The organism is Fluviicola chungangensis, from assembly GCF_007558725.1.
In the GTDB taxonomy this organism is placed as follows: domain Bacteria; phylum Bacteroidota; class Bacteroidia; order Flavobacteriales_D; family Crocinitomicaceae; genus Fluviicola; species Fluviicola chungangensis.
This window is the reverse complement of sequence record NZ_VLPL01000002.1, coordinates 270,361-291,129: the sequence shown is the minus strand read 5'-3', so window position 1 is coordinate 291,129 and position 20,769 is coordinate 270,361. Positions and strand designations below refer to the sequence as shown.

Genomic DNA, 20,769 nt, shown 5'->3' with positions numbered 1-20,769 from the left:
CATGATTTGTCCTCCAAAATTGGTTCCCGGCGATACGGTTGCATTGGTTTCTCCTGCTAAAGCAATAGAATCTTCACACATTGAATTTGCTAAGGATTACCTTGAAAAACAAGGATTCCACGTACTTATTGGTCCGCATTCGGCAAACGAATACCGTTATTTTTCGGGAACAGATATGGAACGTGCAAGCGATCTCCAATGGGCAATTGATCATCCGGAAGTGAAAGCCATTATTTGCAACCGGGGCGGCTATGGCGCGATTCGCCTGTTCGACCTCGTAAATTGGGCCAACTTACTGCGTGAGCCTAAATGGATCCTCGGCTTTTCCGACATCACCAATTTTCATTGCCTAGCTTTGAAACTGGGTATTGAAAGCGCTCACACCAGTATGCCCTTAAATTTTCAGGAAAATACTCCCGAATCCCTGGAATCCATGCTAAACATTCTGCAAGGAAAAGCAAATGAATACACCTGGTCAACTGATGCAGCGAATAAACCAGGTATCGCAAACGGAATGGTTGTCGGCGGGAATTTATCCATCCTGTATTCCCTGCTCGGAACACCTTACTCTCCGAATTATGAACATGCCATCTTGTTCATTGAAGATGTCGGTGAACAATTCTACCATTTGGACCGGATGCTCTGCGCCTTCCGGTTTGCAGGCGTATTTGACCGCATTTCGGGATTAATTGTCGGTGGAATGACTGACCTGAAAGATACTGCAACCCCAACCGAATGGACCGTAGAAGAACTGATCCGTGAACATACGAAATACTGCTCATTCCCTGTTGCTTTTGATGCACCGGTGGGCCACATTGCTGATAACAGGGCATTTATCTGCGGGAGGAAAGCCACATTGACCGTTACGGAAAACCACATTTCTTTCGTCCAATAGGAAATATTTCTTAGTTGGTACTGTTTTTGCTTCGTCCTGTTCCGTATTTTTGTACCTGAAAGTTGACTTATGCGTTTTTTTCTAATTGGTTTTCTAATTCTTACCCTTTCTTCCTGTGTAGATATCTGGGATGATATTACGCTTCACACGAATGGGACGGGTACTTATAAATATACCGTAAACATGAGTGCGAGCAAGGTGAAGATCAATTCAATCCTCGCGTTGGACAGTGTAGACGGAAAACGAATTCCGAAAATTTCCGAAATCAAGGAGAAAATTGAATATTACCGCAATAAACTGGAAGAAAAAGAAGGAATTTCAAATGTAAAGGTCGAATCCGATTACACCGATTTTATTTTTAAGATCACCCTCGATTTCGAATCTGTTGCAGCACTTCAAAACGGTATTCGTGAAATCATCAGGGAAGAGATCAAGGAAAAAGATGACCCGGCACTCGATGAAAACTGGTTGAGTTGGGACGGAAAAACCCTGACCCGTGTGGTTCCGAATTTCCAAACGATGATCCAGAAAATGAAGGCGGAAGACCAGGAAAAACTGAAGAAAGGAAAGTACACCTGTGTTTCCCGTTTCGACAAGCCGATTGTGAAATGTGACAATGCCCAGGCAAAGATCTCTCCTACCAAAGTTGCCGGTTTGATAGAATCGAATACCTATTCCGTAGGAACAAATCCTTCCATTCTGAAAAGCAGCTTCGTCGTTTCAAACTAGTTTCGGCAGATTGTATAAAAAAGCCCTTATTTTAACACAAGTTATCAACCAAATAGCGGTTGATAATCCAAATAGCTCTTTCAATTCAAAAAATGATTTTACTTTCGTGTAGAATCCGTTCATTCATTCATTTATGAAAATTAAAATCTTAATTCCAATCACCCTTTTGGGAGCAATCTCATGGGGACAAAAATCAGAAGATATTATCCCTAAAGATGCTGTTACTGTCTTTAGCCTGAATAATATTTCCATTCTTCAGAAAGTATCTATGGATGAATTGGTTTCCTATGATTTTATGACCGAACTACAGTCCGAACTTTTTGACGGTTCCACCCAGGGGAAAACGCTCAAGGATGCAGGGATTGATTTCAATCAGAAGATGAATATTTTCTACGGTAAAAATCCCGAATTTGAAATTTCGGGGTTCACATTCGGAATCTCGGATAAAGAAAAACTGTTTAACGTTTTTGACGATTTTGACCGCAAAGAAAGCCTGGTTGAAGGAACGGAATACTACAACAACTACTTTAATCATTTGATGATCCAGGGAAATGTCGGGTTACTGATTCGAGTAGACACAGACCAGGACAAACTGACTGAAATTACCGATTCGATCTGGGTTTCCAGAGGGTTTGAACTTCCATGGGCAGAAGACGAGTACTACGATGAGGAAGGAATGGACACGTACGATGAAGAAGAATTGACCGACGATGATCCGACCTTAAATGAAGACGGGGATGAAGTGGAAATCATCGAAGAAGAAGTGGATGAAACACCGGTTGCAGTGGACGAAACAAGTGATCTGTTCAAAAATTATTACGAATTGCGAGACAGTATCGAATCGGAGTATTCTCGTAAACGCCTGCTCCTGATAACAGAAGAACTTTTCTCGCAAAAGATCAACCTGAGAGCAAAGGATGCACGTTTGGCAGCGCAATTGACACATCCTTCCGACGGTATTTTTTATCTGGACAACAGCCGCAATTTTAAAAACACAAACAGCTTGTTCTACTTGCAGGCCATGTTCCCGGAATTGTATCACGATTTGAATGAACTATACACCGGAAATGTCATGTTGGGTGATATCGTTTTGAACCAGAAATCGATTGATTTGAAAGTGGAGGCATCTTATGGTGATGGTCTTGGAAGCATTTACGAAGAACTGAACAGTGCCAAATTCGATAAAAATGTATTGAAGTACATTCCAAAGAACAATACCGGTTTTTTCACGTATAAAATCGATCTGAAAAAGGGATATGAAAAAGCATACGAAGTGATCATGCCGATCCTGAGTGAAGAGAAAAACCCTCGCATCTCGGCAAATGTACTGACCATTGAATTATTGAATGATTTCATCAATACGGACGAGGTTTTCAATACATACAAAGGAAGCATGTTCGGTACCTTCAACGGGATCAAGCGCGTGAAAACAAAGCGGATCGAATTCTTCTACGATGAAGAAACATTTGAATACGGCGAAAAAGAAATTGAGGCGGAAGAAGACATGCCGATCTTCACCTTAGGATTTACGACCGGCCGGCCGGACATTCCGAATAAAATCCTGAAACACATGGCCCGCATCACCTCTCAATTCAAGAACATGGGAGATTATTGGGTATACGAAGAAGCTATCCTGAACTCCGTTCCGTTGTACATGATCAACAAAAACGGCTTATTCATTTTTACCAATGACGAAGATTTGGCAAAGAACCATTCCAACGGGTATGGAGTCGATGCGATTACCGGAAAACAAGCGAAAAATGCAGCCAAAAGCGGATCGATTTATGCCTATATGAATTTGGGAGATATGATCAATCGTTTACCGGAATCAATCTTAAACGATCACCGTTTTAATGTATTGGCATCAATGAAAGGCAAAAACGGAGAAATTGAAGTAATTTCTTCGAAAACAACCCGTCAAAAAACAACCTATAATTTAACTTACAGTTTCGACGGCACATTTGACAATTCAGGGAAATACTTATTGGATTTAGTGAATACCGCTTACCTGGTCTCAACGAAACGTTAAGATGAAAGCAGAAGGAGTCGGAAATAAGGTTATGTTAATCGCATTGCTATGCGCAGCATTGGCTTTATTTCTTTATATCCGTCCGCGTTTGTTTGCCCCTGATCCGCCCCCGAGTCTTCTGGACCGTTTACCTGAAAGCGAAATTATCGGAAGGTACAACCTGCTCAACATTGCCCGGGAAACGAATTCCCTGATGTTTAAGAACAAAATCCCTTTCCGGGAATACATGACATATGATTTCCTATTGGGGCAGGCAAAAGGCATCGGAATCGACATTCAAAGTACCGGTTATTTTTTCTCTGACGGAAAAGATGAATGGGGAACATTTGTTACGGTAATCGACAGCTCGAAAATTCAGAACGGACTGAACCGGTTGGAACAATACATTCATGTTTCCGACACGATCATATACAATCGGAAAGTAAAGAAAATCAACGATTTGGGACTCTATATCTTCTATGATAAAAATTACCTGCTGGTTTATAAGGGGTCAAAAATGAAACGAAGGTTGGGAAAGGCTATTTTTGCTCATGAGGGCGATATAGAAAATTCGTGGGAGAAATTCCTCAAAACCCCGATCTTTAAGGAAGAAGATATTGTTATTTACTCACGCTCTCCAAGGTTGAAAAAATTCGGTATCGATTACATGCTTTGTGCACACGACAGCGATTCACTAAATATTAAATTAAAGACATACCTGCATTCAAACAAACCGATCAAAATAAAAGAGAAGGGAGCAGGGGTGAGTTTTGAACGAAGCAAACATTCCACCAAAGCATTGGATATCCATTTGGATATCTCCGAATTTAAAAAAGATCCGAATAGTCCTTTGTACAAATGGATTGTCGGATTAGGTAAAAAAGTAAGCTTCCCGACAACAGCATTTTTTGATGCATGGGAGGGTGATTTGTCTTTCCAGGAGGGGGGAACACAATTTATCAATGAAGAAGTGGTCGAAATAGGTTACGACGAAGAATTCAACCCGGTCCCGGTCCGGAAAATAAACAAGGTAGCCGTTCCGGGTTATTCATTGGTATTCTCCGTGAATGAACATAGTCAAAAATTAGTTTCTGCCCTTTTCACAAAAGGAATAGTGACCAAACAGGGAAAACATTATTACTTTTTATTTTCTCCTCCCCTTACCCTCAATATCCTTCCAAAGAGCATTAGTGCTTATACCGCGGGAAAATCACCAAAACTAATGACTGCTTCCTCATGCAACGGCTTGTGGAATTACCGGGGAACAGACATGCTGTTTCGCATCGATTCTCTTAAGAAAAAGGAGGTTTACGGATCTTTGGAATTCGAGGTAGCAAGTTTATTGAAAAGAGGTAAACTTAGGAGATAATCAGCAATTCCGTTGTAATCAATTATTTAAAACAACCTATATTTTGCATTAATACGGAATAAATACATTTTTCGCTTCGGTAAAGAACCGCAATGCTTCCCATCCGCCTTCTCTTCCCACTCCGGATGCTTTCACTCCTCCGAATGGTGTTCTTAAATCGCGAACCAGCCAGGAATTGATCCAAACGATCCCGGCCTGTACCTTATCTGCCGTCCTGTGCGCTCTTTTCAAGTCGGATGTCCAAATAGTTGCACTGAGTCCATACTGCGTGCTGTTGGCCATCATAAGCACTTCTTCTTCGGTATCGAATGGCGTTAAGGTGACAACCGGACCAAAAATTTCTTCCTGGTTCGTTCGGCAATCGTATGAAAGTCCTTCAATCACAGTCGGAGCAATGTAATAGCCCTCGTCATAAGGAACGTCCAATATCACGCGATGACCACCAGTCAGAATGGTTCCGCCTTCTTCTTTTGCCAATTCGATATAAGAAAGCACTTTCTCCATATGCGGTTTGGAAACAACAGCCCCCATTTTCGCATTCGGATCGGACGGAAAAGAAACGGTTAATTGCTCCACACGGGCAATAAAAGCCGCTTTGAATTTGTCGTAAATGCTTCGTTCTATGAAAATACGAGAGCCACACAGACAAATCTGACCCTGGTTTGCAAAGGAAGAACGAACCGTTGTTTTGATCATCTCATCAAAATCACAATCTGCGAAAATGATATTGGGATTTTTACCTCCCAATTCCAACGATAATTTTTTGAACATCGGTCCTGCGGTTCGTGCGATGTATTCGCCCGTTTTTGTCCCGCCGGTAAATGAAATGGCCTTAATTTTCGGGTGCTTGACTATCGCATCTCCAGCAAACTGCCCCAAACCGTGTACAATATTCAGTACACCTGCAGGCATTCCGCTTTCTTTCACCACTTCACTCAATAAATAAGCGGTATGAGGGGTAATTTCAGACGGTTTTGCAACGACGCAATTCCCGGAAGCCAGAGCCGGAGCAATTTTCCAGGAAAACAAGTACAAAGGAAGGTTCCACGGAGAAATACACCCTACCACACCAATGGGTTTGCGGGTAGTGTAGTTGATTCCCATTCCTTCCATGTAATGCGATTCGGAAGCAAAATGTTCCACTGCCGTGGCGAAAAAATGAAAGTTTGAAACAGCGCGTGGAATATCTACATGTGCAGCGAGCGAAAGCGGTTTCCCGTTATCGCGGGATTCTGCAGCCACGAATTCATCCATGCGTTTTTCGATCCCCAAACTGATCCGCATCATAATCGCTCCACGTTCTTCATTGGTCATATTTGACCAGATCGGGAATGCTTTTTCAGCAGCTGCAACGGCCAATTCCACATCTTCTTCTGTCGAATTCGGAATCTCACCGTAAACTTTACCGGTTGCCGGTTCGTAATTGTCCAGGTATTGACCTTTAACAGGTGCCAGCAATTCTCCGTTGATAAAGTTCTGAATACGTATCATAGTTTTATTTTTTCACTGACAAAGATACGACAGTATTTACGAATTCCGAATTGGTCCATCTGGTGGGGTGAAAAATTTTCGCCCTACTAGATTTTAAATTTCACGCCGACTTGCAGGTACAAGGAGAAATTCAGCCCCCCCGCATTCAGGTAATTCGTAGAAATTCCCACATTGGTATAGAAACGATCCAATGCAAATGAGAACGGATTGTTTTTATAAGCTGCACCGATATACAGGGCATGGACCAATCCTGCCTGTAAACGGTCATTGAGGAAAGTCAGGTTACTGCCTGCATATGCTGCCAATGTGGGGTGAAAATCGTGAATCATGGAACGGTTCGCATTCCCAATGAACGGCTGCTTGTAGGGATCGAACGAGAAAATCAAATAATCCGTTTTTACCATCACCTGAATTCGTGCCTTGAGGTCTACACCTGCGTTCAAGCTATACTCAAAGCGTGTACCTGTATATTGCGCATATGCTGAAATGGCTGCTGCCCGAAAGTCATAATTCCAGAAAGTTGCCTCCAAACCATACTCCAGCGCATTCAATCCGCCTCTCGATTCGGGTAAACACTGGTGTGGATTCAACGTATCCAACGGATAAGCGATTTGAAGTGAATCTCCTGCCGGCAGACAAATAGAACGGTTGGAATAAATACTCCATTCTTTATTCTTCAAATAGGCAGACGGAACAACGGCAAAATAATAAGGCCTGTTCCTCATACCGATCTTCGTATGCCACTCGACCGGTTGATCGTAATTTTTATCGAAATAATAAGATCTTGCCGGAGAAACATAATCCTGCGGTACAATAAGCAGGTATTCGCCTTCCGGTATTTTCTTTCTCAACTGCACATGCTGCATAATGTATACTTCCGGCAAGAGTTCCGACTTCAGTTTCAGTGGGGTGCTCATATCTTTATCACACACCATGCACTCATTGTTATCTGCCCGGACCTCTTTTTTGGTCAAAACCCCATACGATTCAAAATCGGCTGCTTTTATGCGTGCCCGGTATCGTTCATGACGCCACCAACCTTCTCCACTCATTTCCAGCTTCCATTTGATGATCTTGGCGTATTGCGAGCCTTTGGTAAGCGTATAATAAACCTGTTTATTGGAAAACAAATGGGGTTCCATTTCCAGGATTACCTGATTGGTCCTTCCGTCATTGAAACGGATAATGTTACAATTCTTCATTACGGAATCCGAAAGAACAAAACAGGTTTTGGTGTTTCCGAAATACTCATAAAGCTCCGTGGTGTCTTCTGCGAGTCTTTTTCCACCATAAAACAGATGGATCTCCACCCTCCGGTGATTTTCGTTAGGGTTTCGCAAGGCATTTTCTTCCCCCCGCGCCAAACTGGTTACGGGCGTTTTCGCAGGAAGAATCCCAATCAGGTAGTTCTTCACCTTTTCGGCACGTTTCCTGGAAAGTTTTAAATTCAATTTTTTCTTCCCGGTAGAATCTGCATATCCTATAACCTGCAAACTGTCAATTTTCCTGAGATCATGCGAGAAAATATATTTATTGATCTCCTGTTTATTGTCATCCAGTAATTTGGAATCGCCGCTCGGATAATAAATGGAAAAGATTTCCTGAGCCGATACGAACTGTTTACTACATACAAAAATTATGCATAACAGGCTGGTTTTTAAGCTAAATGAAAAGAGACCCATCCACCATGGCAGACGAGTCTTCTGATTTCTTTTCCGTATCACAGGAGCGAATATAGTTTTTATCCCGAATTAAGCAATCGCTTAATTCCCGGATTATTCGTGTACGATTAATTTAAATCCTTTTCCATGGATGTTCAAAATCTCAATGCGTTCATCTTCTTTCAGCAGTTTTCGCAATTTTGCAATGTATACGTCCATAGAACGACCGTTGAAATAATTATCATCTCCCCAAATTGCCCGCAAAGCTGCCTGTCTGTCCAGAACTTCGTTTCGGTTTTTGCATAATAAATGAAGCAATTGCCCTTCTTTGGTGGTAAGTTTTTTATCTTCCTCTTTTAAATGAAGGATTCGTGAAACAGGTTCATACTGGATTGTTCCTATTTGCTGCATTTCACTTTCTTCGTTGTCGGAACCGCCTGTTCGTCTCAAAATCGCCTCAATCCGAGCCAATAACTCCTCCATAGTGAAGGGTTTTGTCATATAATCATCCGCGCCACTTTCAAAACCTTCCAGCTTATCTTCTTTCATTGCCTTCGCAGTGAGAAAAAGAATGGGAATTTTAGGATCGATCAGGCGCACTTCTTTCGCAAGCGTAAAACCATCCATTTCAGGCATCATCACATCAAAAATACAGAAATCGAAATGTCCGTCTGTGTATTTTTCATATGCATGCTTTCCATTTCGGGCAAGTTCTACCTGATAACCCTTCGCTTTTAGAAACGTCTGCAACAATTGACCTAAATTGTCGTCATCCTCTGCTAATAAAATTGATTTTTGCTTAGCCATAATTACCTTTTTATTGTTACACGAAATTCTGAACCTTCTCCAACCTGACTCGTCACGTTTACACTCCACCCGAACATGTCGGAAAGAGCCTTCACGTAACTTAACCCCAAACCAAAACCTTTTACATTATGAACGTTTCCGGTCGGAACACGGTACAATTTATCAAATATTTTCGAGATATGTTCACGTTTTATTCCAATTCCTTTATCAATCACTGACAATTCCAGGCGATCCGCGAAAACTTCCAGTTTTACCGTGACGTGGATCTTGTCCTTACTGTATTTAATTGCATTATCAACTAAGTTATTTACCATGTTGGTGAAATGCATCCTGTCAGCTTCAATGAAGACCTCTTCTTTAGGCATTTGAAGGATTAATTCCCCGTCCAGACCTGCAATTCGGAAAGACGCGGTTTTGGCAACAGATTGAATCACTTCAACAACGGGCACCTGCTCCATTTTAACCTTCAATTCTCCCCGGTCAATTACCGCGCTTTGCAAAATGGATTCCACCAGAACTCCCAACCGTTTGTTTTCCTCCTGGATCATTTTAACGAATGGCGCTGCATTTTCCGTTTGCCCGCCCATCATTGCAGGATCGTGCATGGCTTCACAAGCCAATGAAATGGTAGAAATGGGCGTTTTAAACTCGTGCGTCATATTGGATATGAAGTCATTCTTTATTTCAAACAACTTCTTCTGGGTCAAGATGGTACGGAACATATACGAAATCGTAATAATAATCAAAACTGCAAGCACCAAGCTCACAATCAGCAAACTTCCCATCGATTGCAATACGAAGAACTTACTGTTCGGAAAATTCAGATACAACAGAAGCTTATCCTCCAAAATTTTATTCGGGAATAAGGTTGTAACCTGCGTTTTTACCGTATCCAGTTTGGTGTCGTAGCTGATTACACTTTGTTTGAACTTTACCGGTTCATTGTTTTCTTCTACAATCACAAATTTGAAATCATCCGGCAATTTATCCGCAACCAACTCTTTCCGAATAATGGAATCAAGGATTTTCAAATTGATTCTTCTTTCCGGATCGAGGTACATATTGTCGCGGAACGTTTCCACCATCAATTCATTGATATACTTCGCTTTTTTGACAATCTTGTGCATGACTCTCTGATCCAGGTGATAGGCAGCTCGCACCGAATCTTTATGCAATAAGCTCATCGCACCGCCATCAAATAATTCGTGGATCTGTCTGACATCCCTGGCAAGTACTTCCTGCTTTGAGTACAATCCCGAGATTGAATCGTAACTATTTCCGGTTACAATCAGGTAATTCTCCAGTTTCCCCTTCACGGAAAGGACCGTATCACGGATCGAAATGGATTCTTTTACTTCAAATAAATTCTGAAACTCCTCCTTCAGCACATCTTTGTACTGTCCCGAAACGTCTTTGTTCATCAGGTTTGAATACCTGCGCACATCCTCAGCTTTTTCGTAACGGATCGCAATCCGTTCAAGCGCGGTGTTGATCTTGCTTTTAAAATCATCCGATTTTCGATCATACAACTGGAGTGTCTGGAAGATTTGAATCAATAGAAGTGCCAGCATGGCAATCCACACGGCTGTAATAACGAGATTGATCCGAATCTTAATCATAGAATAACGAATGTAGGTGAAATGTTAAAATTAACGATTCGCTTAACGTTTTTTGGCAGATTAAAATCGGGTATGAAGGTTGAAAAGCAACGGTTCGCTAGAGTCAGCAGTCTGATTTCTCTTTGCTGAACCGCGCTAACTAACACTTGTATTTGAAAAATTATATTCCCTTTGCCGAGCTCCTCAACGGTTTGATTGATTATCAAACCTTTCACTTTTTCTTATTTCCCTTCTTTTTAGGTTTTCCATACTTTTCCTGCATGGCTTTCTTATGATTGTAGCGAACGTTTACCTTTTTGTTCTTAGCTTTCTTTTCGTGAAATGCAGGGCCTGCCTGATCTTTTGGAGGCAATTTGACCAGAGTGTTTTTCATCGCCACCTGGGGTTTCTCAAAATCCAGGACCAATTCTGAAAGTTCCACCTGGTCCGGAAAGTCTTGAACAGGTACTTTCTTATTCATAAATTCTTCGATCTGAGCAAAGAAATCCCTATCTCTTTCCGTCACAAAACTAATGGCATGACCCTCTTTGTCCTGACGGCCCGTTCTACCGATCCGGTGAATATAATTCTCCTGGTTATCCGGAATATCAAAGTTGAAAACATGCGTTACATCTGTTACGTCAATACCACGCGCGATCAAATCTGTTGCAATCAGCACTTTATAAATTCCGTTCTGAAAATGGTTTACCGCATTGAACCGGAAATTCTGGGCCTTCTGTGAATGAATAATTCCCAATTCTACATTGAAAATCGGTTCCAGTTCATCAAACAGCTTTTCAGCCAAGACCCGTGACGATACAAAAACAAGTACTTTCGTCATATCCGCATTTTCCTGAAGCAGGTGTTTCAACAGATTCACTTTTGAAGTAAAATTCGGAACAGCAATAGCCTCTTGTTTGATCTTCTCAAGCGGAGTGCCCGCCCGTGCAGCTTCTATCTTAACCGGGTTATCAAAATAGGTCTCCAGGAAAGTCTCCACTTCCTCTGAAAGAGTAGCGGAAAACAATAAATTCTGTCTTTTTTCAGGAAGAAGGTCGAAAATACGCATCAATTGCGGTCTGAACCCCAAATTCAATGTTTCGTCTACTTCATCAATCACTACCTTTTTGGCATGTTTTAATTGCAATGAGCCGTTTGCTGTCAGGTCAAAGATCCGGCCCGGAGTTCCAACCAATACATCCAGTCCCTGCAAAACCATTGCTGCCTGGGTATTGATATTCGCACCTCCGTAAACCCCTCCGGTAACCACGTTCATATACGGAGTCAGTTTTTCAATTTCACGGACTACCTGAACAACCAGTTCCCTGGTAGGAACAATGATCAAAATTTGTGGATGCGGTTCTTTTGAAAATTTCCATAAAGAGAGCAAAGGAAGCAAATAAGCCAATGTTTTTCCTGTTCCGGTTTGCGCCAGCCCGATCACATCCTTACCGGACATCATCACTGAAAATCCGGACGACTGAATCGTAGTCGGAGTAGTATATTCAAGCTCATCCAGAGCCGTTAAAATCGGTTTCTTGATATTCAGGTCATGGAATGTCATGCGGGAAATTTTTTACAAAGGTAATCAATCCAATTTTGTGCACCGGAAAAGCCTGACACTTTCTAAAAAGTATGTCATTTCAATTGAAATTCAATGACATATCAATTGTATTTAACTCAACAATTTAACAAATTCAATTAAAAAAAATAAATAAATTTGTCTGGCTAACTCCTTGTAAATCTTTGAACTAGATTACAAGAAACACTACTACAATGGCTAAAAATACTCTTTGCGTAATTTTTAGTGGGATTTTATTTCTGTCATCCCACGCACAAATTCATGTTTTTGATCCCATGTCTCCGGATATTGATTTTATCAATCCACGTGCTTATTCCCAGGAAATCGGGAAGAAATACAACCCGGAATCCGTCTATTCCCATCCGGATTTCGGCCAGTTGACTTTCGATGCTCCCTTTGGAAAACAGGTAGTGGAGGACATCAGTAAAAGGACCTATGATTCCAGGTATTATGTGGATCTGAATGATCCGACATTTTTCTACATACAAAAATCAAGCAATGCAATTAATCTCTTTCAAAACGGGATTTGGCGTGCAATAGATCCCACACTTCATCCTGTTTCTTCCCAGGTTTACCAATCAGGTGTTCAACCCTGTCCAACAAAATTGGATGTGGGGAACAAACGGACGGCAATTCAACTGGGAGGAACTGAATTCCAATTCAATCATTATTCCCTGAAAGTCGTTCACCAGGATAATTCCATGACGGTTCATCAGGCGAATTGGTCACAGGTCGCAATTGGAAATGAAGGTGCTTACATCACGGATATTTTTCCCGGAATCGATTTTAAAATCCAATTTGCCCAGGGAAGCATCGAATCGGATTTCATCATCCGGGAGAATTTACATGTAAAAAAGTTAATTTTTGTAGATCAATTAACAATTCCGGCTCACTTAAACGGTTTTATATACACGAATGAAACCGTTCAGAACGGACCGGTCATTTTTGAAAATATTTATACCGGAGAAGCTGAAATCAAATTCGACCGCGCACGCTGTCACGATGCTTCTGAAAACAAACATTCCTGGATCAATCCGTATACGTTAAACGGAAACAATTTGGAAATTTTATGCGATTCCGCTCAATTAAACGATCCGGCAAAAATCTATCCGATTACGGTTGACCCGCTGGTAACAGCTGTCGGACCAATTGCTTCTGCTTTGAATGTACATGGATCACGTCTTACACCTCTTTCCTGCGCCAATACGCTCAATGTGACTTTTCCGGGAGGAACAACCCCCTGGGACGTTTCCGCATTCTGGAACATTTATACGGATTTCTGCGCAGATGATTTGCTGGATTACGGCTTCTACATTGATTGCTACCGGTCAGAAGCAGAAGTCTGGATCACTTCTTCCTGCGGAGGAATTTCACCCGCAGGTGCACCTTCCACGATCTGGACCTGTGCAGGATGTAACAGTTACGGAACCTGGAATCCGACGCTTCCTTTTGCTTCCTCCGGGACACAAACCCTCGCTCAATGCTACACTCCTTCATGCAGCAATCAAAACCTGTCATTCACCATTAACAGCAGACGGACATACTGTACCAACTTTTATGGATACGACTTGTGTCTTTACGCAAATTCCTATTGCAATTCTTTGCGTCAATGGAGTATCACCGTTCAGGGAAGAAACGCAGAAACACTGGCAAATACCGCAACCGGAAATGGTTCCGCAACGTATGCGGCTCCGACTTGCGCATCCGGAACTACGCTTTTAAATCCGGCGGCACAATACGGAGTTCCGGGATATACCTATTCCTGGAGTACCGGTGCAACATCAAGCACGCTGACTGTTCCGAACGGCCCCACTACTTATACGTGTCAGGTAACTGATGCATGCGGAACCGTGAGAACTGCAACGTTTACGATAACCTGCCCTTTGGCAATCAATTTAAGTTCATTCGAAGTAGCCAATTCGGGGGATGATGTAGCCATTAACTGGTCAACAAGCTTTGAGAAAGAGAACGATCATTTTGTAATCCTGCGAGCAGGAAACGATCTGAAATTTGAGGAGATCGGCCAGGTTTCAAGCCAGGGAGATTCTGAACATGCACAAGCTTATTCGTTTTTTGACAGAGAACCACTGGAAGGAATTAACTATTACCAATTGGCGACAGTGGATATCAATGCACAAATGAAGTTATCGGATATCCGGTCTATTGAGAAAAAGACCTCTTCCAAAGTAATCGCTATTTCACCGAATCCATCGAAAGGGAGCTTTACACTTCGTTTCACTGTTCCGGAAAGCGGAGATTATGTGCTCTCACTCTTATCCGTTGAAGGAAAAATGGAATCTATGCAGGTGCATTCTTTGGAAAAAGGCAATCATTCAGTTCCATTTAATAAGTTAGCCCTTCAGAAAGGGACTTACATCGTACGGGTTCAGAAGGGAAATTTCTCCCTGGAAGAGAAATTGGTCGTGGAATAAAATTAAAAACCCCGGTTCCTGACATTCAATGTCGAAAACCGGGGTCACTCCGCTACGAGTTGTTAGCAGTACTTTGTCTTGAATTTGTTTGTTGCTGTAACTCTGTCAGTAATTAATTCAAGACCTTTACCGTGGAAATCACATTTTAGGCATCAATACCTTGTCTACCACGTGAATAACACCGTTTGACTGGTATACATCGTAAGTAGAAATATTGGCAACATTTCCTGCTTCATCTTTGATGGAAATGTTGTGGTCGCCATTCATCATCGCCCACAATTTTCCTCCTGAAACGGTCATCATTTCAGCTTTGCCGCCTCCTTTTTTGATGGCTGCCGCAATCGTATTGAAGTCCATTTTTCCAGCAACTACGTGATAAGTTAAGACTTTCGTCAACGTCGCTTTGTTTTCCGGTTTCAGCAGGGTCTCTACTGTTCCTGACGGAAGATTCTCGAATGCGTCGTTTACCGGCGCAAATACTGTGAAGGGACCTTTTCCCTGCAATGTCTCAACTAAACCTGCCGCTTTAACAGCCGCAACTAATGTTGTGTGGTCTTTGGAGTTTACTGCATTCTCCACAATGTTCTTAGCCGGGTACATAGATTCGCCGCCAACCATTACAGTTTGAGCAAATGAATTTGAAAATAAAGCTGTTGAAGCAATGAATGCAATTGATAATAATCCCTTTTTCATAATCGTAAGTTTTGAATTTAACTAATTTGACTCAGTTACGACCGGTAAAAAGTTTTGGATTTTAAAAGAGTAGAAAAAAATGAAATTATTTTAAAATAAAATCACAAACAACTGAAAAACAGCGCATTAATTCAACAATAAAAGACCTATCGTGAAATAAATAAACAGACCCAATACGTCATTGGTAGTAGTCACAAAGGGTCCTGTTGCCAATGCAGGATCTATTTTGTACCGGTTCAGGATCAACGGGATCATTGTTCCGAAAATAGCAGCGAAAATCGTTACGGTCAATAAAGAAATACTGACCACCAATGCCAGCAGGTAATCATTGAAGAAATAGGATATTCCAAAAATCAGGGAAGAACAAAGCAAGCCGTTTACCAAACCTACAATAGCCTCCTTTCCAACTTTCGAAAAAATACTGTCAAAAGGATCGTTTCCACGAGCCAATGACTGTACAACAATTGCTGAAGATTGTACCCCCACATTTCCTCCCATTGCTGTAATCAGCGGAATGAAAAAAGCCAGTGCCGGAAGATGTGTAATGTTTGTTTCAAATCGTGAAATGACCTGTGCACTTAAAATTCCTCCCAACATTCCAATCAAAAGCCAGGGTAACCGTGCTCTTGAGATGCGGAAAACACTTGAATTGGATTCTACTTTTTCAGAGATCCCCGATGCCAGCTGGAAGTCTTTATCCGCTTCTTCCTTGATCACATCCACCACGTCATCGATTGTAATGCGCCCCACCAATTTGCCTTGCAAGTCTACCACCGGAACTGAAACCAAGTCGTATTTTTCCATGACCTTTGCCACCTTTTCCGAAGAATCGCTGGTGGTAACAAAGATCAGGTTCTTCCCTTCGTACAAATCACGAATCGGGGTCTTAGGACTGGCGAAAAGCAACCTTTTCAAAGAGAGCACGCCGACCAATTTGTTCAGGTCATCAATGACATAGATCGTGTACACTTGTTCCACGTCTTCAGCCTGTCTGCGAAGTTCTACCAGGGCCCGGTTTACCGGCCAGTCCAATCGTGCCTGGATGAATTCTTTCTGCATAAGCCCTCCGGCTGTATCCTCATCGTAATTTAACAGGTCGACAATATCATCCGCGGCATCATCATCTTCCATTTGAGAGATGACCTCCTGGATTTTTTCGTCCGGGAGTTCTCCCAGGATGTCGGCAGCATCATCGGAATCCAGGTTTTCCAATTGCTCTGCCATCTCTTTGCTGGACAAAGAAGCAAGGAACCGGTCCCGTACTTCTTCTTCCAATTCCATCAAAACGTCGGCCTGCAGCTCTTCGTCCAATTGGTAATACAAGTACCGGGATTGTTCCATGGACAATTCATCCATGATTTCCGCAATATCGGCAAAGTGAAGGTCGGTGATGTGTTGTTTGATCCATTGATCATCCTCCGACGCGATAGCTTGCCGGATGCGCTCTAGAAATTCTTTCGTTAGTTCGAAACGCATGGATCCTCAATTTAGGTGCAAAAGTAAGCCTTTCAATGCGAAGAAGCAACCCTTTCGGATTACCCGAACATTAAATCTGCCGGGAAGTTGATTTTGCTTTCATCGATCGTTCTGTTCGTTCAACAGCTCTTCCCGGATATAAAATGGTTCTCCCGGTAATGAAAAATGCAAAAAAGAACGCTACAAACGAAACTCCGGTTTGGGTCTGTAAGGTATCTTCGATGAGGAAAGAAAGCATGGTAATCACCAAAAAACCCGTCCATTCAAATGCATTGATCCTCAAAGCGGTGGCTAGCTGGATAAACCAGAAGCCAATGAAAGCAAGGAAGCAGATTATTCCGCCAGCAATCCAGGTGGTAAGAAATTGATTGTGTGTCAACAAAATATGTTCATCCATTTTTAATTTCGATCCATTGGTTCTATACGCATGTGCAAAAGACTTTCGCATGTCACCGACACCGACACCACAAATCGGATGAGCTTTGATAATTGTGATCCCGGCTTTTAAGGATTCTATTTTCTCCAGGAGTGATTTTCCATTGGGGTCTTCAGCATCTTTCAGTTGGCTGCGCATGCGATAGAGTTGCGCTGAGATTCCGCCTTTTGCCATTTCAATGGAAGCAAACCCCATTTCCACATTCCGGATATCCTGTTTGCTCATTTTCTGAAAATCAAGCGAATCTTTTCTCAGCCCCTTGGAGGTCATGTACCTCCATAAAATATTCCGGATGGGGTTTCCTTTTAAATCCACACCCGTCCGATAATTCACCCGGGAAGATTTGGACCATTCCTTTTCCAGTTCCTCGTCCGCAATAAAAGCCTGTACCGGGTATCCATTTTCCCAATTCATCTTCGAAAGTACATCAAAAGTGTACGGATTTCCATTGATTGTTTTTCTGACATAATCGGAGCTGCTCAACTCTACTTTGTGCGGTACGGGCTGCAGCTTGATGTACAGGAAAATACCTACAAACAAAATACAGGCGCTGAATGCCAAAATAAATGACCGTTTGATCCAAAGCCTGCGAATCGACTTCACTTTAAACCAGAACATCATTAAAACGATTCCCGAAAGCGTAAATACGCCCATCCAGATCTGAGAAAGAATGGTATAATAGATAAACCAGGCTGCAAGTGCCACAGCGATCCAACGGTACGGAAATCTGCGGATCCACCACGCGGCACAAAAAACCAAGGCCAAAACGATCATCATGGCATAACGCAAATGTGACACAAACAGGGAAAGACTTCGGATATCGTCGTAGACTTTGGAACCCCACCAGTGAAAATAAGTTCCTACGTTAATAAAACTGGTAATAAAAACGGCAGATAAAAAACTCAACACTACCCATTTGTAATGTTTAAATGCGGTTAATGGAATTGCGATCAGCGTGAGCGGAATTGCATAAAGGGTTAATTCCCTTCGGATCATATTCCATGCTTCATGTTTATCTGATGTCCAGAAAACGGAAAGAAGTTCCATTGCAAAATATGCGAAAAGAAGCCATAACCAGCGATTGGAACTCCAACTTTTCCAAACCATGCGCCAATCCCAAAGCAAAATGACATTCAATCCTAAAAGTACTGTTCCAATGGAAAGCGGAATTTTGCTAAACGGTAATCCCGCCGCAATTCCCATCATTGCAACCAATTGAATATAATAATGAACGGGTTTCCCGGTCAGTTTATCCAGCATAAGTAATCGCTATATAAAATCGATAACGCTTATTTTCCGAGAATAGTATTTACTCTTTTAGAATCTGAAAGAACCTCCACTGCTTTTTGGACATCCTTATCGTATTGGAAGGCCAATTCCGCACGACCATTTTGATAATAGTAGCGTGATACGATCTCACTGGATAAAATCTCTGTTATTTCATCTTTGAATTTATCCAGGTCTCGTTCCTTTGAAGGTGTTACTTTGGATAATAACTGTTCGTAATCCGTCTTGATATCTTCGAAATAACCTTCATCTTCAGCGGTCTTCTTCATGCGTTCCAGTTGTTCTTCAGAAGCCGTCGAATACGTGAAATCCTGTTTCAGCGCGTATGCTTTGAAGGCTTCATAGTCTTCCGGAGTCAATTGGAATGTTTTTGCCGGTGCAATCGTTTCATGAGATCGCTTGTAATCGGTTGCAAAATTAAAAATGACATTGTTACTTACCAGCATCAAAAGCAAGCGGGAATAATCGTCCTTTTCAACGACAATGTCTGGTTCGATTCCACGTCCGTCGATGACTTTTCTGCCATTTGCCGTTGTAAAGGTTTTCAACAGGGAATCCGCAATTGCCTTTGGCTTATCCCCCAATTCTTTGTCGTAATATTCCAGGCGTTGTACGCAGCGACCGGAAGGTGTATAATACTTTGAGATCGTCAATTTGATCTTGGACCCGTACTTTAAGTCAAAGGTCCGTTGCACCAATCCTTTTCCGTAAGAGTTCTCTCCGATAATTACAGCCCGGTCCAAATCCTGTAAACTTCCTGAAACAATTTCAGAAGCAGACGCAGAGCCACCATCTACCAGGACAACTAACGGAATGGTTAAATCGAGTGGATCTGCTGAGGTTGCGTAGGTCCTGTTTTCTTCCGGAATGCGACCTTTTGTCGTAACAACCGTTTGACCTTTTTTTACAAAAATGTTTACGATCTTCACCGCCTCAATCAATAAACCACCACCATTTCCACGTAAATCCAGGATTAGGTTCGTCATTCCCTGCTGTTTCAATTTCCCGTATGCCGCAATGACTTCTGCGGAAGCGGTTTGTGTGAAGCTATTTAATTTAATGTAACCCGTTGTACTGTTGTTCAGCATTCCGAAATACGGAACATCTGCCAATTTGATCTCGTCGCGTGTGATGGAAATTGTTTTTTCCTGACCGGCGCGCTCAATACGCAATTGAATGGTGGATCCTTTCGGGCCACGCAATCCGTCGGAAACCTCATCGCTCGGTTTTCCTTTCATGTCTTTTCCGTCAATGGACAGGATTTTATCTCCAGCCATTGCTCCCGAAAGTTGAGCAGGTTTTCCTTCGTACGGTTCAGCAATGTACGTGTAATCTCCCATTTTGCGGATCAATGCGCCGATTCCACCATATTGTCCGGTAGTCATCATGCGGTAATCTTCCATATTGGACTCGTGGTAATAAACGGTGTACGGATCCAATTGTTTCAGCATGGCATCGATAGCTGTTTTGCTCATTTCTCCCGGCTTGATCTCATCGACGTAATTGGTTTCCAGCTGCTGAAAAATGAGGTCCATTAACTCCATGGACTTTATTTCTTCGAATCCGTTGGATTGAGCCTTTACCGTAGTACTGAAACCAATGAGGACGGTTATCAAGGCGAAAACATGAAGGAATTGTTTCATATTGCTTAACTATATATTCTTTTTATCTGCGCTATCGCTTACGCAGTAGCTTCAGCGAAGGCGCAACGCTTGTTTGTTGTATCACCAGCAACAACCGGCTCTTATTTGACGACTTTCAAAAACCATTCCGCAAAATGGAATCTGAGAAGGTAAAAATACCGAAAGATTGGGAATCGGACTTGATTTTTTAGGTTTTTTGACGAACGGAGAATTGATTGCTTCAAGACCATTTTTATTTTACCCTTCGTTTTTTAATTCCGTCAGGAGCTTTACCACTAATTTGCGGACACATTTCTCCAGTTCGGGGTAAGTCAGGATCTCTTTATTTGCATAGATAATAAAAAGCGCCAATTGCTTCCCGGATTCATTCAGCAGATCTTCCAAAGGTTGTTTTTCCCTGCGCAAAACTTCTTTCATCAACCGTTTTACATAATTGCGATCATGAGCATGTTTATACAGGCGTTTGGGCGCAGAAAGTACCACCTGGAAAGGAACTTTCTCAACGAATTCTGTTTCGAGGTAATAAACAGTCAGCGGAAATGCACGCAATTGCTTTCCCTCCTTGAAGAGACGGTCGATTGTTTTTCGACTGCAGAGCTTGTATGCTTTTCCGAAGTTTTCCACTTTTTAAAGACTTAAAGACACAAGACTTAAATTCCGTC

At 42.1% G+C, this 20,769-nt stretch carries 15 protein-coding genes; 5 read left to right on the top strand and 10 right to left on the bottom strand.

Features of this window, described 5'->3' with window-relative positions:
- Window position 1: 1 nt before the first annotated feature.
- The 4 genes from FO442_RS04915 to FO442_RS04900 all read left to right on the top strand — a co-directional run bounded on the left by FO442_RS04915 (window position 2) and on the right by FO442_RS04900 (window position 5,001).
- A complete protein-coding gene (locus FO442_RS04915; RefSeq protein WP_144332041.1) occupies window positions 2-895 on the top strand; it encodes a S66 peptidase family protein in 894 nt (297 codons plus the stop codon).
- Between the two features lie 69 nt (window positions 896-964).
- Window positions 965-1,624, top strand: a complete 660-nt coding sequence (locus tag FO442_RS04910) for a hypothetical protein (protein ID WP_144332040.1) — start codon at window positions 965-967, stop codon at window positions 1,622-1,624.
- A gap of 133 nt (window positions 1,625-1,757) precedes the next feature.
- Entirely contained in the window at window positions 1,758-3,653 is a 1,896-nt protein-coding gene (locus FO442_RS04905) for a hypothetical protein (protein ID WP_144332039.1), read from the top strand.
- A 1-nt stretch (window position 3,654) separates the two neighbouring features.
- A complete protein-coding gene (locus tag FO442_RS04900; RefSeq protein WP_144332038.1) occupies window positions 3,655-5,001 on the top strand; it encodes a hypothetical protein in 1,347 nt (448 codons plus the stop codon).
- A 48-nt stretch (window positions 5,002-5,049) separates the two neighbouring features.
- On the opposite strand, the gene FO442_RS04895 is transcribed toward FO442_RS04900, so the two are convergent.
- From FO442_RS04895 to FO442_RS04875, 5 genes are all read right to left on the bottom strand, one after another.
- Window positions 5,050-6,492 (bottom strand): aldehyde dehydrogenase, encoded by a 1,443-nt coding sequence (locus tag FO442_RS04895; RefSeq protein ID WP_144332037.1) that lies wholly within the window; start codon window positions 6,490-6,492, stop codon window positions 5,050-5,052.
- Between the two features lie 86 nt (window positions 6,493-6,578).
- Entirely contained in the window at window positions 6,579-8,216 is a 1,638-nt protein-coding gene (locus tag FO442_RS04890; protein WP_144332036.1) for an OmpA family protein, read from the bottom strand.
- 51 nt (window positions 8,217-8,267) lie between these two features.
- Window positions 8,268-8,960, bottom strand: coding sequence for a response regulator transcription factor (locus tag FO442_RS04885; RefSeq protein ID WP_144332035.1), 693 nt, complete (start codon window positions 8,958-8,960; stop codon window positions 8,268-8,270).
- Window positions 8,961-8,962: 2 nt separating this feature from the next.
- A complete protein-coding gene (locus FO442_RS04880; RefSeq protein ID WP_144332034.1) occupies window positions 8,963-10,579 on the bottom strand; it encodes a sensor histidine kinase in 1,617 nt (538 codons plus the stop codon).
- A 211-nt stretch (window positions 10,580-10,790) separates the two neighbouring features.
- Window positions 10,791-12,122: a DEAD/DEAH box helicase gene (locus FO442_RS04875; RefSeq protein WP_144332033.1), complete on the bottom strand. Its 1,332-nt coding sequence runs from the start codon at window positions 12,120-12,122 to the stop codon at window positions 10,791-10,793.
- Window positions 12,123-12,334: 212 nt separating this feature from the next.
- Here FO442_RS04875 and FO442_RS04870 point away from each other — a divergent pair, with 212 nt between their 5' ends.
- The gene (locus FO442_RS04870; RefSeq protein ID WP_144332032.1) at window positions 12,335-14,572 is read left to right on the top strand and encodes a T9SS type A sorting domain-containing protein; all 2,238 of its coding nucleotides are present in this window, start codon (window positions 12,335-12,337) and stop codon (window positions 14,570-14,572) included.
- A 138-nt stretch (window positions 14,573-14,710) separates the two neighbouring features.
- Here the strand turns inward: FO442_RS04870 and FO442_RS04865 are convergent, their stop codons facing one another.
- The 5 genes from FO442_RS04865 to rnpA all read right to left on the bottom strand — a co-directional run bounded on the left by FO442_RS04865 (window position 14,711) and on the right by rnpA (window position 20,731).
- Window positions 14,711-15,265 (bottom strand): fasciclin domain-containing protein, encoded by a 555-nt coding sequence (locus FO442_RS04865; protein WP_144332031.1) that lies wholly within the window; start codon window positions 15,263-15,265, stop codon window positions 14,711-14,713.
- 126 nt (window positions 15,266-15,391) lie between these two features.
- On the bottom strand, window positions 15,392-16,741 hold the full coding sequence (gene mgtE, locus FO442_RS04860; protein WP_144332030.1) for a magnesium transporter: 1,350 nt from the start codon (window positions 16,739-16,741) through the stop codon (window positions 15,392-15,394).
- Window positions 16,742-16,811: 70 nt separating this feature from the next.
- Window positions 16,812-18,437 (bottom strand): O-antigen ligase family protein, encoded by a 1,626-nt coding sequence (locus FO442_RS04855; RefSeq protein ID WP_144332029.1) that lies wholly within the window; start codon window positions 18,435-18,437, stop codon window positions 16,812-16,814.
- 29 nt (window positions 18,438-18,466) lie between these two features.
- Entirely contained in the window at window positions 18,467-20,107 is a 1,641-nt protein-coding gene (locus FO442_RS04850; RefSeq protein ID WP_144332028.1) for a S41 family peptidase, read from the bottom strand.
- 237 nt (window positions 20,108-20,344) lie between these two features.
- Window positions 20,345-20,731, bottom strand: coding sequence for a ribonuclease P protein component (gene rnpA / locus FO442_RS04845; protein ID WP_144332027.1), 387 nt, complete (start codon window positions 20,729-20,731; stop codon window positions 20,345-20,347).
- Window positions 20,732-20,769: the final 38 nt, after the last annotated feature.